Raw genomic sequence first — 14,668 nt, 5'->3', positions numbered from 1 at the left:
TAGATTGTTTTTTTGGTTGGGATGCCTGTATCTAGACGATTTATTTGGAATTGTTTGGATTATGGAAGAAATAGGGCTGGAAAGATGAATTCTTGGGCATTGTGGTATTTTTTCCCAAGATTTTGTAGAATTATTTTCAAATGATTTAAATTGCCACATTATTGGACGATATCATGGTGTTTAAGCAAAAAAAGTATCAATTTCGGCATATATTTATATAATCTTGAAATTTATTAAGGTCGGAAAATCATTACTGGACCAAGATTGAGTCTCTATAATTTATTAACTAAACTAAATAAAAAAGGTAATATGGGTAACATTTCAAAATCATTACTAGTATTGATCTTGGTTGGTTTTCTTGGTTCATGTACATCCAAGGAAGTAAAATTATTGGTGTTTAGTAAAACGGAAGGATTTAGACATGGTTCCATCGAGGCAGGTGTGGTAGCTATGAAAAAATTAGGTGAACAAAACGCTTATAATGTTGATGCTACCGAAGATGCTACCTATTTTACCGAGGAAATACTAAAGCAATACTCCGCCGTGATATTTTTAAACACTACGGGAGATATTTTAAATGAGGAGCAACAGGCCGATTTTGAGAGATATATTCAGGCGGGCGGCGGATTTTTTGGAATACATGCCGCTACAGATACCGAATACGGTTGGTCATGGTACAATGATTTGGTCGGGGCATATTTTAAAGGACACCCGAAAATTCAAGAAGCAAGGTTGAATATTGTGGACAAAAACCATCCAGCTACAAAATCTATGTCCGACACATGGATGAAGACGGACGAATGGTATAATTTTAGGGATATCAATCCAGATATTAAGGTACTAATTGAAATTGACGAAACCAGTTATGAGGGTGGGGAAAATGGGGAACATCATCCAATATCTTGGTATCATGACTATGACGGGGGTAAATCGTTTTATACGGAAATGGGGCATACCGATGCCACTTTTGAAAATCGTGATTTTTTAAATCATGTTTTGGGCGGACTTCAGTACGTTATTGGGAAAGTTGACTTGGATTATAGTAAGTCTAAAACGGAAAGGATTCCAGAGGAAAACAGGTATGTTCGCACTGTACTCGATTTTAACCTGAACGAGCCCATGGAACTCGAAGAACTTCCTGGTAGGGGAATTTTGTTCGTGGAAAGAAGGGGAGCTTTAAAACTTTATGATTTTAAGGAGGAAAAAACAAAGAAAATAGCCCAGCTGGATGTGTTTTATGGCAATGAAGACGGATTATTGGGTATTGCAGTTGACCCCGATTATCAGAATAATAATTGGATCTATTTATGCTATTCCGCACCTGGGGAAATATCTGAACAACGTATTTCAAGATTCACCTTGGTGAGCGATTCGTTGGATTTGGCGTCAGAGAAAAATTTATTGACCATACCAACAATCCGTAAGTGCTGTCATAGTGGAGGTGCGTTGGAATTTGGACCGGATGGCAACTTATTTATTGGTTTGGGGGACAACACTAACCCCTTTGAATCTTCTGGGTATGCCCCAATAGATGAAAGGGCAGGCAGAGCGTTATGGGATGCTCAAAAATCGGCCGCCAATGCCAATGATCTTAGAGGAAAAATATTGAGGATTAAACCAGAGGATGACGGTACTTATTCTATACCGGAGGGCAACCTTTTTCCAGAAGGCACCGCAAATACAAGGCCTGAAATATACGTAATGGGTAGTCGAAATCCGTTTAGATTTTCTATTGATAGTGCAACGGGCTATCTCTATTGGGGAGATGTTGGTCCGGACGCAGGTAAGGGGGACCCCAAACGTGGACCTCATGGTATGGGCGAATTTGACCAAGCTCGAAAAGCCGGGAATTGGGGCTGGCCGTATACTCGAGGAAACAATCAGCCGTACAACGATTATGATTTTGCTACGGAAACAGCTGGAGAAAAATTTAACCCTAATAAATTAATAAATGATTCACCAAATAATACGGGTATAAGGGAGCTTCCCCCTGCACAGGAGTCAATGATATGGTTTTCCTATGCCGCTTCTGAGGAATTTCCATGGTTGGGTTCGGGAGGTGTTAACCCTATGGCAGGTCCTATTTATCATGCTTCGAATTATCCTAAGGCCACCAATAATTTTCCAGATTATTTTGAGAATAAGATTCTTTTATATGAGTGGATGAGGGATTGGGTATATGTGGTGACCTTGGATGACAATCACAACTATGTCAAGGCAGATCCCTTTATGCCGAGTAGTGAGTTTTCCCATCCAATGGACATGCTTTTTGCTTCGGATGGCAATCTATATGTTCTTGAATATGGACAAAAATGGAATTCACAAAATATGGATGCCCGTTTAAATAGAATTGGTTACGTAAGTGGTAATCGCAAACCAGTGTCCAGAATAACATCGGACAAAATGGTAGGGGCCCAACCCTTTACGGTACAATTTTCCGGTAGTTCATCAGAGGATTTTGATAAGGATAAGTTGAAGTATGAATGGTATTTTAATTCAGATGAGGTCCAAGATGCTTCAATGGAACCTAGTTTTACATTCCACGAGCCAGGGAATTATACGGTCCGTTTAAAGGTGACCGACGAAGCCGGAAATTGGGATATATCGACCCATAAAATATTGGTAGGGAATGATATACCCGAAATAAAAATAGAATTGGACTCTAAAAACAAGACCTATTGGGATGGCCGGAAAGTGGCTTACAAGGTTATTGTGACCGATAAACAGGATGGTAGTACACTGGACGGTACCATTGACCCCAAGGAGGTTAAAGTTACCTTCGATTATATTCCCGAGGGTGAGGATATGGTTAAGGCCACCATTGGCCATCAGCAGAACACTATTCCGGAAGGCAAATTAATTATGGACGAAACGGACTGTAAGGCATGTCATGCCGTGAATGTAAAGGTGAATGGGCCTACTTATGAGGAAATTGCAGCCCGTTATTCAGCAGAGGATAAAAATTATCTGATAGATAAAATCATCAAAGGCGGTTCTGGGGTTTGGGGAGAGAGTATGATGTCTGCACACCCTCAATTAAAGGTCGCAGAAGTAGATAGAATAGTGGATTACATTCTTTCACTCGATCCGAAAATGGGGAAAGATGAAAACCAACTTCCCCTATCCGGCGAAGTTGGTTTTAATGAACATAAGGCTAAAAGAAGCCAAGGAAAGTATGTCTTAATGGCCTCATATTCGGATAAAGGAAGCAAAGCGCAGCCTGAATCCTCCCTGTCGGCAAGAGATCAAATAATTTTTAAATTCCCAAAATATGTAGGCGTGAACGCCGATGAAAAAAGTGGGGGATTAAGTAATTGGAAAGTAGAGGGTGATGAAGTAGTTGGGTCCATTAAAAATAATTCTTATTTGAAATTTAATAATATTGGATTGGAGGGTCTGAAGAATATAGAGCTGTCCATGTATTTTGGAGCGGACTATCCATACGAGGGAACATTTGAAATAAGGGAGAATAGTCCTACCGGTAACCTTATAGGAGAAAGTTCATTGAAGTATTTTAATAAGGAAAAAGGCGCCAAGAAGAAATATGATATCCCTGTTAAGCCAATTTCGGATTTTGAGGATATATATCTAGTATTTAAGGGTGAGGGCGATAAGGAACAAATTATTGGAAATTTTAACTCTATGATATTGAAATATTAAGGCGAAGATCGTATTTGTAGTTATTGTGATTTTTTTAGTCCGAAACTCAGGATTGTAATTTGGTTTTCTGTTAAAACACTTTTAAAATGGAGTTGTTATAAGCGTTAAAACCCATTATTTAATTAACTTTAGCGGTTGGAATTGCTTTTAAAAAGATGATTTATTCAGATTATTATAATTAAGTCCGAATTGTGCAATGCAACATTTTGGTTTAGGCATGTTTATCAATTAAAGTATACAAGAATATTATGGAAGAGAAAATGATGATTATAGACCCACATGTGCATATGACGTCTAGGACTACAGATGATTATGAGGCAATGGCAGCAGCTGGTGTAGTGGCTATTATAGAGCCTTCATTTTGGTTGGGGCAACCGCGTACTCAGGTTGGTTCTTTTCAGGACTATTACAGCAGCCTTGTAGGTTGGGAGCCATTTAGAGCTAGCCAGTTTGGAATACATCATTATTGCACTATAGGGTTAAACTCAAAGGAAGCCAATAATGAGGCATTGGCAGAACAAGTAATTGAGTTATTACCGCTATATGTACATAAGGAAAATGTAGTGGCCATTGGCGAAATAGGATATGACGATCAGACTCCGGCAGAGGACAAATATTTTAGGATGCAATTGGAGTTGGCCAAAGAATTAAATATACCGGTACAAATACATACCCCACATAGGGATAAAAAATCGGGAACCTTAAAAAGTATGGAGGTTTGTTTGGAGCATGGTTTAGATCCAGCTATGGTTGTTATTGATCACAACAATGAAGAAACCGTTAAAGATGTATTGGATCGCGGTTTTTGGGCTGCATTTACAATCTATCCAAAAACCAAAATGGGTAATGAAAGAATGGTTGAGGTGGTAAGAAATTATGGAAGCAATCGTATCATTGTGGATAGTTCCGCCGATTGGGGTGTTAGTGATCCGCTAGCGGTGCCAAAAACGGCATCCCTTATGTTGAAAAGGGGAATAGCCAAATCGGATGTGGTTAAAACTTGTTACCAAAATGCACTGGATATTTTTGGCAAGAATGGTAAAATGAAAGAATCCGATTGGTTGAAACCAGGAGGCATCAATCAGACCAAGTTATATAATGATAATAGTGTTTTGCGAGGGCAGGAGCCTAAGGTTGATGCGAATAAAATAGTATAATGAATCCTGTATTTAAAGGATATTTACGTCTGGCCAGACCTGCAAATTTACCTACCGCGGCTGCCGATATTATAGCAGGCGTAGCTATCTCGGGCTTATTTTTAGGCATAACCGCAAGTACCTGGGGTACATCTAGGTTTGTAGAAATATTGTTGTTGGTATTTGCCTCAGTGTTCCTATATGCTGCAGGTGTTGTGCTCAATGATGTCTTTGATCATAGGTTGGATAAAATAGAGCGCCCGGAAAGACCCATTCCTTCTGGATTAATTCCGGTGAAATATGCAGCCATCTTTGGTGGTGTATTAATGAATTTGGGGGTGCTAAGTGCATTTTTAGTGAGCTCCGTATGTGGCATAATCGCTTTTGCTCTGGGGCTTTCCATTCTTTTGTATGATGCGTTGGGGAAGCATCATTCCTTCTTTGGCCCATTAAATATGGGTATTTGTAGGGGATTGAACTTGTTGCTCGGAATTTCCATTTTGAGCGATTTGAGCAATTGGGGATATTTCATCTTCCCGGTGGTTTACATCGCGGCCATAACACTTATCAGTAGAGGGGAAGTTCACGGGCAAAATAGGAGTCACATTCTGTTTGCAGGAGGGTTATATTCCAGTGTTATCTTGGGTATAATAATACTTTTTTCAATTTCCGAATTGAATCTACTGGAATCCCTTCCCTTTTTATTGCTCTTTTCTTTTTTAGTATTTAAGCCCTTATTGAAAGCCTACAGGGAAAATTCACCACAAAACATAAAAAAAGCAGTGATGGCCGGGGTAATATCGATCATTGTTTTGGATGCAACCTTGGCCGTTGGATTTTCCTATTGGTGGGTAGGTTTGATAACCTTATTGCTATTGCCCCTGTCAATTTTTTTATCCAAACTGTTCGCAGTTACCTAACTTTTAAGAGTATGTCACATTATCAGCCAATTGAGCAGTCCTTCAAAGTATCTTATGAGTATAGGTTGCATTTTACCGAACATGTATTTAGTACCCATAACCCTCTGTTCAAAGATATCATTAAGGGTTACAATAAGAAGGGAGGCGTAAGGGTGCTTTTTGTTATAGACAGTGGTGTTCAGGAATGTCATCCAAATTTAAGCTCACAAATATCCTCCTATTGCAAGTTGAATGATTCAGTAATAAATCTGACCGCACAAATGGAGATTGCGGGTGGGGAACAGTGTAAGAACGACTACCAAAATGTGGAGCGTATATTGAAGGCTATAAATGACAATCGTATCTGTAGACATTCTTTTGTTGTTGCTATTGGAGGGGGGGCAATAATAGATCTGGTTGGATATGCCGCTGCCATTGCACACAGGGGAGTAAAACTTATACGAATACCTACCACAGTACTTTCTCAGAACGATTCCGCCGTTGGCGTTAAGAACAGCTTTAATATTTTAGGCAAAAAGAATTTTTTGGGAACATTTGCCCCTGCCTATGCCATTATTAATGACAGTAATTTTTTAACCACCTTACATCAACGCGACTGGATTTCAGGTATAGCGGAAGCAGTGAAGGTAGCTTTGATCAAGGATGGGAAATTCTTTGAATTTATAGAGAAAAACAGCACAAAACTTCAGTTACGCGAAATGGAGTCAATGGAGTACTTGGTTTATCGCTGTGCAGAGATGCATATGGAGCATATTGCCCAAGGAGGAGATCCTTTTGAAAGTGGTTCTTCCAGACCTTTGGATTTTGGTCATTGGGCCGCACATAAATTGGAATACATGACCAATTACCAACTTAGGCATGGAGAGGCTGTTGCAATAGGTATGGCCGTAGATCTGGTCTATGCCCATTTTATAGGCTTAATTAATAAAGTTACGCTGGACCGTATATTAGGTGTATTGGAGCAAATTGGATTCAATTTACATATACCTATTGAAAAAGATAATGAATTGTATGAGTTGTTAAATGGTATTCAGGAATTTAGGGAACATTTAGGTGGTGAACTTACCATAACATTGATCTCCAAAATAGGAGCTAAGCATGATGTGCATGAAATTGATTTGGCTACCATGGGAAAAGCAATAATTTGGTTAAAGGAAAAGTACAAACCTCAAGTATCCAATAGCATATGTTAGTAGATAATAAATATCATGTTAGTTATTGTTCCAACATACATCCCGGTGAAGATTGGGAGCAGACCTTACATAGCCTAAAAACCTATCTACCCAAAATTAAAAAGGATGTTTCCCCGGAAACACCTTTTGGAATAGGATTACGCTTGTCCAATATTGCGAGTTTGGGACTTAATGAAGGTGATAATTTGCAGGATTTTAAGGTTTGGTTGGATCAAAATCAATTTTACGTCTTTACCATGAATGGATTCCCTTATGGGAACTTTCACAATGAGCGGGTAAAGGATATGGTTCATGCACCGGATTGGACCACCAAGGAAAGATTGGATTATACCAAACGTCTTTTTGATCAATTGGCTTTTTTGATCCCAGAAGGTATTTCAGGGGGTATTTCTACTTCGCCTGTCAGTTACAGGCATTGGCATACTTCATCGGAAGCATTGGATAAGGCTTTCATAACAGGCGCGGAAAGTATGTCTAAGGTTGTTTTACATTTGGTGGATATTGAAAGAAATACGGGTAAAAGTCTTCATTTGGACATTGAACCTGAACCTGATGGTATGATGGAGAATAGCGATGAGGTACTTCATTTTTACGAAGCATATCTAATACCTTTAGCCACTCATAAATTGACGGCAGCTCTGGGCTGTACCAAAGAAACGGCCAGGGAATTAATTTTAAAACATATAACAATTTGTTACGACGTTTGTCATTTTTCTTTAGCCTATGAAGAACCGGAGTATACTTTGGAAAAATTTGGAAAGGCTGGGATAAAGGTTGGAAAAATACAAGTGAGCTCGGCTCTTAAAATACTTTTTAATGAAGGCGAAAATGAGGAAATATGGCGCTCTTTGGCTCAGTTCAATGAACCCACATACTTACATCAGGTGACTGAAAAAGTTGGGGGCAAAGTTATTACTTATAAGGATTTGGCAGAGGTCTTGGAGAAACGCCCAAAGGTGGCAGAGTTAAGATCCCACTTTCATGTTCCCATTTTTTTGGAAAAGTATGATCATTTATTTTCCACCCAGGATCAAATAATCAAGGTGTTGGAATACCTTAAGAAAGATCAATTCTCCGATCAATTGGAGATAGAGACCTATACTTGGGACGTATTGCCCAAAAATCTTAAAACTGAACTGTCCAATTCCATTGTACGTGAATTGGAATGGTTAAAGTGCAATCTATAAAGCATGAAGAAAACCGTAGTACTTAACGTAGTTGGATTAACTAGGGGATTGATAGGGGTGCATACTCCCTTTATCAATTCTTTTTTGGAGAAAGGTACATCGGCAACAGTTAGGCCGCAATTACCCGCAGTAACATGTAGTGTGCAGGCTACTTACTTGACCGGAAAAACACCATCGGAACACGGAATAGTGGGAAACGGTTGGTATTTTAAAGAAGAACAAGAGGTTAAATTTTGGCGACAATCCAATAGCTTGATCCAAGCAGAAAAAATTTGGGACAAACTTAAAAAGCAGGATAAAAATTTCACCTGTGCCAATATGTTTTGGTGGTATAATATGTATTCCAATGTAGACTACAGTGTTACTCCAAGACCAAATTATTTGGCCGATGGAAGAAAAATCCCGGATGTGTATTCCTATCCGGCGGAACTTCGTGACCAATTGCAAAGTGAATTGGGTACCTTCCCTCTTTTTCATTTTTGGGGCCCAAAAACCTCCATTAAATCTAGTCAATGGATAGCAGACGCTGCCTTGAAGACCGATAAATTACATGATCCTACCCTGACTTTGGTGTATTTGCCGCATTTGGATTATAATATGCAACGTTATGGAACTGATTTAAGTAAAATATCTAAGGACTTAAATAAGATTGATAATGTGGTTAAGCAGTTGGTAGAGTATTATGAAAGTAAATCCGCCCATATTATTTTGTTATCAGAATATGGGATAACCAATGTTAACAATCCCGTTCATTTAAATAGAAAGCTAAGGCAAGAGGGATACCTAGATATTCGAGTCGAAAGGGGATTGGAATTATTGGATGCCGGTGCAAGTAAGGCCTTTGCGGTTGCAGATCATCAGTTGGCCCATGTTTATGTGAAGGATAAAGAGGATGTGGCCAAGGTTAAGGCCATATTGAAGAATATCAAAGGGGTGGAACAAGTGCTTTCGGGCAGTGAAATTCAAAAATTACAATTAGATCATGAACGTTGTGGGGATTTAGTAGTGTTGGCAGATAAGGATTCTTGGTTTACCTACTACTTTTGGTTGGATGACAGCAAGGCGCCCGATTATGCCAGAATGGTGGATATTCACAAAAAGCCTGGATATGACCCCGTTGAGATGTTGACAGATCCAGAGGATAAACTATTGATGCCAAAGGTTATTTGGAAGTTATTGAAGAAGAAATTAGGTTTCAGAACCATAATGGATATTATTCCGTTGGACGCCACTTTGGTGAAGGGTTCACATGGTAGAATCCCGGAAGATTCCAATGATCATCCGATTCTGATTACCAACAAAAGGGGAGCTGATTTAAATGAGACTTTGATGGCGACAGAAGTATGCGGCATTATAGAAAACCACCTTTTAAATTCTTAGTATGCGACTTTTTTCCAAGATTATTTCGGCTGTATTTACCATACTGTTTATTTGGGCGACATTTCTACAGTACAACGATCCCGATGCCCTGTTATGGTATTTTATTTACGGTTTGGCGGCAATAGCTTCGTTTTTGTTTTTAATGGAAAAATTGGTTTTGATAGTGCCGGTGGTACTATCGTTTGCTTTTTTAATAGGTGCCTATATATTTTGGCCAGAGCACTTTGAAGGGGTTTCCATAGATGGGGGAAATATAAATAATATAGAACATGCACGGGAATCTTTGGGCCTTATAATAAACGCCTTGGTGATGTTGTTTTATGCTTGGAGGATAAAAAGGGTAGGGAAGGTTTAAATATCTAAATCGAACTCCTTGCGCAGAAGGTCGATGGCTGGATTTTTCTCCCTTAATTTTAGATACTTCTCTTCAGGGGTAAAGGCAAATTTCTTGGCAGTAGCCTCGTTGACCGATATTCTAAGTTTTACAAAGTGATTGTTGAGTTTTAATTTTAGGTATTCCATTAAGTCATACTTATCCCGCTCAATTTCCTTCTTCATAGTGCCATTTGGCAATTCTATCCAAATGGTAAAATTTTCAGTTAACTTGGGCACATCGGAATGTAGGTTGGAAGCTAAAATTTTACGTCCATCCTTATCCGCCATATCTACAAAATCTGCCCAATGTTTTTGCATTTCCTCTTCCGTAAATATAGCTTTGGGAAGGTTGCTTTCATCTATAACATCTTCCTTTTTGTTTAGTTGATGTTCTTTTTTTGCCTTTAAGCTGGAAAGTGAAAGACCTGAAACCCTCCTTTCGTTCGATTTTAGATTTATTTTGGTCCTGGGACTGGGAGTAGGGTCTGGAATATGATCCAAGGTAACCTCCATACTGCCAGCCTCTTCCTTACGGTGAGGTTGATCGGAGGTACTGGGTGTAGATGTTTGGGGCTGAATACCTTGTTTTTCCTTAGGGATAGTTTCTGTAGGTAGGGCTGTAGTATTAATTCCACCTTCCTCAGTTTTCTTGGACTTAAGTTCCTTGTTCCCCACTGCAGGGCGGTTTATCCTGTAAAATGAGGCAGGAATTATAAAATCCGGCTTGCTACGACCATTTCCTAAGGATTCAGACTTTTTTTTTTCTCCATCAAAATCGATAGAGGCTAATTTCATTAGAGTTAATTCAACAAGAAGGCGCTGATTTTTACTGGACTTGTACTTTATGTCACAATCATTGGCGAGGTCAATAGCCGTTAATAAAAAGGAACTCGAAGTTTTTTTGGATTGATCGCTATAATGCTTTTTTGCCTCCTCACCAACTTCCAGGAGTTCTATGGTGTTCGGGTGTAGGCAAACCATTAAATCCCTAAAGTGCGAAGCCAGACCACTTATAAAATGGTGTCCTTCAAACCCTCTGGCCAAGGTTTCATTGAAAAGAATCAATAAGCCGGGAATATCATGCTTCAGAATAAGATCGGTGGCAGCGAAATAGGTATCGTAATCCAGAACATTCAAATTCTCCGTTACGGCTTTTCTAGTCAGTTTTTTGCCGGAGTAACTCACTACCCTATCAAAGATGGATAATGCATCGCGCATGGCGCCATCGGCCTTTTGGGCTATAATATGGAGTGCATCGTCCTCCGCTTCAATTTCTTGGTTCTCGGCAATATATTTTAGGTATTCTGCGGCATCCTTAACTGTAATGCGTTTAAAGTCGAATATCTGGCAACGGGATAGGATGGTAGGGATAATCTTATGCTTTTCCGTCGTGGCCAATATAAATATGGCATGCGCAGGTGGTTCCTCCAAGGTCTTTAGGAAAGCATTAAAGGCTGCCTGGGATAGCATATGTACCTCATCAATAATGTATACCTTATATTTTCCTACTTGTGGAGGTATGCGCACTTGACTGGTCAGCTCCCTTATGTCATCCACTGAATTGTTGGATGCAGCATCGAGTTCAAATATATTAAAAGCGAAGTCCTCATCTTCATGTGCCCTGCCATCTTGGTTGATTTGTTTGGCCAAAATACGGGCACAAGTGGTTTTTCCAACACCTCTTGGCCCTGTAAACAAAAGTGCCTGCGCCAGATGATTATTGTCTATGGCATTTGTCAATGTATTGGTAATAGCCTGTTGCCCAACAACATCCTTAAATGTTTGGGGCCTGTATTTTCGGGCGGATACTATAAAAGGTTCCAAGGCTATCGACTTAAGTTCAGCGCAAAAATACTGCGCGGAGGGTGAGGTACAAATATAAAAATAGCATTGCATTATAGCGCCTATTTAACGCTCTTTAGTATTTTATTTATCAACAATTGAATTACCTTTGCAGCAGCAGGTCGCCTTATCGCTCCCCGCGTTCCGTGGGGGGAGGAAAGTCCGGACACCATAGTGCAGTATAGCGGGTAACGCCCGTCCGTCGTGAGATGAGGACAAGTGCAACAGAAAGTATGTACAGGTTATGCTGTAGTGAAACCAGGTAAACTCTATACGGTGCAACGTCATGTAAATCAGTGTTTGAGGGCTGCACGCTCGAGCTGAAGGGTAGGCGGTTGGAGCCAACGGGCAACTTTTGGCCTAGATAAATGATAAGGAGACCTTGAAGTAATTCAAGGTCAACAGAATCCGGCTTATGACCTGCTTTTTTTAATGAGACAGCATTTGCGCAGCAAATGCGTAGTCGAATTAATGCCGCCGCAGGCGGTATAAAAACATACTGCCGTCCCATACGGTATCCCTTTGATTAATTTGCGCAGCAAATGTGTAGTCGAATTAATGCCGCCGCAGGCGGTATAATAACAACATACTGCCGTCCCATACGGTAACGCTTTGATTAATTTGCGCAGCAAATGCGTAGTCGAATTAATGCCGCCGCAGGCGGTATAATAACAACATACTGCCGTCCCATACGGTATCGTTTTGATTAATTTGCGCAGCAAATGCGTAGTCGAATTAATGCCGCCGCAGGCGGTATAATAACAACTAATGCCACTTGATGGTGGTATAGGGACAATATAATGATGCCAAAGGGGATATCCTGTCAATAGGTTTTATATCTAAAGCCAAATAGTTCAACTAGTTATATTATTAAAAGGCACAACTAATTAGTTCCCCAATGGCGTTTCAGGTCTTTTTTTAAAGTATTGCTCCGGGATATAAGACTTCAATTGTCCTCGGTCCATTCGAAAAAACTAAACACACTGCCACCGTATTTTCTTTGATTGGTGAAATATTCCAAATGGGATAAATCAGTATGCTTGGAATGCTCCATAATCAAAACACCATTCTCCAACAATAATTGTTTTTCAAAAACCAGTTTGGGAATAGCCGAGAATTCTTCCGGGGATAGGTCGTAAGGTGGATCGGCAAAGATGATGTGTGCTTTTTTTGGGTTGGCTTCCAAATATTGAAAAACATCTTTCTTTATTGCAATAATGGGAAAGTTAAGGTCTGTGGAGGTTTTGGCAATAAACTTAATACACCCTAGGTCAGCGTCTATCGCTGTTATATTTTCAGAGCCTCTGGAAGCAAATTCATAACTGATATTTCCGGTGCCTGCGAAAAGATCCAATACGCTTACATCGTTAAAGTAGTATTGATTGTTTAGGATGTTGAACAAGGCTTCCTTTGCCATATCCGTTGTAGGACGAACCGGGAGTTGTCTCGGGGCAGTAAGTCTTTGGCCTTTGTTTTTGCCAGATATTATGCGCATTAAAGGGTGTTTAGCAGTGTAAAATCTATAGTCTCCTTATCCGATCCCCCAAAATGATAAAATGTTGTGTTGGAAGGGATAAAAATGGAAATATCCCTTACATATTGATGACACATATTGTACAATTCATCATTTTCTTCTATAGATCCAAAAAGTTTAAGTTTGGTAGTTTCAGTGTCCAATTTTAATTGTTCCAAAGTAAATAATAGATAGTAGATAAAATCCTCTTTGGTGTTAAAACTAAAGTTGTTGTATAGAATCAACTTTTTATTCGAAATCACAGTAATGTCCATATGCCCCTCAATGAGATGTATATAACAAATGGGATCACTTAGGTTGCCATGGCTGTTGGCCAAAGTCTGGATTAGGATAGTACCATGGTGCAAAAATTCAAATTCTCCAAAAAGGTCATAGATGTAATTATTTATATTCATGAAGGGAACATAAACGTTTACCATGTCCAAACTTTTAATTTCATCATATTCCAGATGGTCGTTGGCCAGGATTTTCGCATTGAATTTCAGGTAATTGGCAAGTTCTTCTTTGTTGAAAAGGGCTTGTGGGACAAGGCTAAAAAGATTGTTCCTATGGATTACAACGACCTCGGAAAACTGTACATCCCTTATCTTGTTTTTTTCAAAAAGCTGTTTTATTTCCTTTTGAACGGCATATGGGGTAAGCTCATTTTCAAATACTATCTTTTCAGAAGTCAGGATTGTGTTGGAAAGTGTGTCCAGAACACAAAAAGAAAGTCCATTCAAGCTAACTTGAATGGACAATTTATGATATTCCGATTTAGAATTTTCTAAAATGCTATTGATCGTTTCGTTTGTCATATATAGATGGCCAATTTCCACTGGTGCTTACCTCGGTCAAAGATCCAACCCTAATTATGTTTCCATTTACCTCATCAACATTAATTTGGGCATTTTCCCTTGCCAACAAAGTTTTGGGTTGGTCATGTAATACTACAGCTTTACTCACTTTTGCTTCAAAAACAGGAGCTTTGTATCCACTTTTTTCGATGATGGTCGACTTCATTTCGAATTTTTCGCCATTGGCGGCAAAAGGTACATTCATCATTGTTTTGAAACGATCATCTTTTTTGAATAAGGAATCCTTTACGGAAACAGTACCAAGTGTATCTACTATTTTAACTTCCTTCAACATATCTATTCCGAAATTCTTGTCGTATTCCAAGTAAGAGGAATCTCTCTGTTGGGTAATGGTATAATGGCCAGTATCTACAAAACTAACAAGTGCGTTAAAATCTTTTGCATATCTACCATTTACAGTTTTATAGGCTTCTTGGGAATTTCTGATGTCCTTTAAATTGGATATCACTTTAGCATAGCGTTCCTGTTTAACTTTTTTAAATTCAATTGGGCCGTTCACAGAATTATAAATCATATATCCCAACACGATAGATACTATCCAAAGGAAAATTTGTAATATGGTCTTCATCTTGTAAGTGTTATTT

11 protein-coding genes and 1 other RNA gene are annotated in these 14,668 nt (G+C 39.2%); 8 read left to right on the top strand and 4 right to left on the bottom strand.

The features are described from left to right. Positions 1 to 309 precede the first annotated feature (309 nt). The 7 genes from CWD91_RS06615 to CWD91_RS06585 all read left to right on the top strand — a co-directional run bounded on the left by CWD91_RS06615 (position 310) and on the right by CWD91_RS06585 (position 9,831). Entirely contained in the window at positions 310 to 3,660 is a 3,351-nt protein-coding gene (locus tag CWD91_RS06615) for a ThuA domain-containing protein (protein WP_103440186.1), read from the top strand. Positions 3,661 to 3,908: 248 nt separating this feature from the next. Continuing rightward, positions 3,909 to 4,817, top strand: coding sequence for a TatD family hydrolase (locus CWD91_RS06610; protein WP_103440185.1), 909 nt, complete (start codon positions 3,909 to 3,911; stop codon positions 4,815 to 4,817). Then, positions 4,817 to 5,716 carry a UbiA-like protein EboC gene (gene eboC, locus CWD91_RS06605; protein WP_103440184.1) on the top strand — a complete coding sequence of 300 codons (900 nt, stop codon included), beginning with the start codon at positions 4,817 to 4,819 and terminating at the stop codon, positions 5,714 to 5,716. The genes CWD91_RS06610 and eboC overlap by 1 nt, the downstream gene beginning before the upstream one ends. Positions 5,717 to 5,727: 11 nt before the next feature. Beyond that, positions 5,728 to 6,909: a 3-dehydroquinate synthase gene (locus tag CWD91_RS06600; RefSeq protein WP_103440183.1), complete on the top strand. Its 1,182-nt coding sequence runs from the start codon at positions 5,728 to 5,730 to the stop codon at positions 6,907 to 6,909. Continuing rightward, positions 6,903 to 8,096, top strand: a complete 1,194-nt coding sequence (gene eboE / locus CWD91_RS06595) for a metabolite traffic protein EboE (protein ID WP_103440182.1) — start codon at positions 6,903 to 6,905, stop codon at positions 8,094 to 8,096. Before CWD91_RS06600 ends, eboE begins: the two co-directional genes overlap by 7 nt. A 3-nt stretch (positions 8,097 to 8,099) precedes the next feature. Continuing rightward, a complete protein-coding gene (locus CWD91_RS06590) occupies positions 8,100 to 9,476 on the top strand; it encodes an alkaline phosphatase family protein (RefSeq protein WP_103440181.1) in 1,377 nt (458 codons plus the stop codon). Position 9,477: 1 nt separating this feature from the next. Then, the gene (locus CWD91_RS06585; RefSeq protein ID WP_103440180.1) at positions 9,478 to 9,831 is read left to right on the top strand and encodes a transmembrane 220 family protein; all 354 of its coding nucleotides are present in this window, start codon (positions 9,478 to 9,480) and stop codon (positions 9,829 to 9,831) included. On the opposite strand, the gene CWD91_RS06580 is transcribed toward CWD91_RS06585, so the two are convergent. Beyond that, positions 9,828 to 11,675 carry a DNA polymerase III subunit gamma/tau gene (locus CWD91_RS06580; RefSeq protein ID WP_103440179.1) on the bottom strand — a complete coding sequence of 616 codons (1,848 nt, stop codon included), beginning with the start codon at positions 11,673 to 11,675 and terminating at the stop codon, positions 9,828 to 9,830. The two genes, CWD91_RS06585 and CWD91_RS06580, sit on opposite strands and share 4 nt — an antisense overlap. Before the next feature lie 132 nt (positions 11,676 to 11,807). Here CWD91_RS06580 and rnpB point away from each other — a divergent pair. Continuing rightward, positions 11,808 to 12,124, top strand: an RNA gene (gene rnpB, locus CWD91_RS06575) — RNase P RNA component class A. Positions 12,125 to 12,639: 515 nt separating this feature from the next. Here the strand turns inward: rnpB and CWD91_RS06570 are convergent. Genes CWD91_RS06570 through CWD91_RS06560 form a run of 3 tightly spaced genes read right to left on the bottom strand, consistent with a single transcriptional unit; the run spans position 12,640 to position 14,652 of the window. Next, entirely contained in the window at positions 12,640 to 13,188 is a 549-nt protein-coding gene (locus CWD91_RS06570; protein WP_103440178.1) for an RsmD family RNA methyltransferase, read from the bottom strand. Beyond that, entirely contained in the window at positions 13,188 to 14,024 is an 837-nt protein-coding gene (locus CWD91_RS06565) for a DUF3822 family protein (protein WP_103440177.1), read from the bottom strand. The genes CWD91_RS06570 and CWD91_RS06565 overlap by 1 nt, the downstream gene beginning before the upstream one ends. Continuing rightward, positions 14,002 to 14,652, bottom strand: coding sequence for a hypothetical protein (locus CWD91_RS06560; RefSeq protein ID WP_103440176.1), 651 nt, complete (start codon positions 14,650 to 14,652; stop codon positions 14,002 to 14,004). Before CWD91_RS06560 ends, CWD91_RS06565 begins: the two co-directional genes overlap by 23 nt. Positions 14,653 to 14,668: the final 16 nt, after the last annotated feature.

This window comes from Arenibacter hampyeongensis, assembly GCF_002909255.1.
In the GTDB taxonomy this organism is placed as follows: Bacteria; Bacteroidota; Bacteroidia; order Flavobacteriales; family Flavobacteriaceae; genus Arenibacter; species Arenibacter hampyeongensis.
This window is presented reverse-complemented; position numbering and strand designations above follow the sequence as displayed.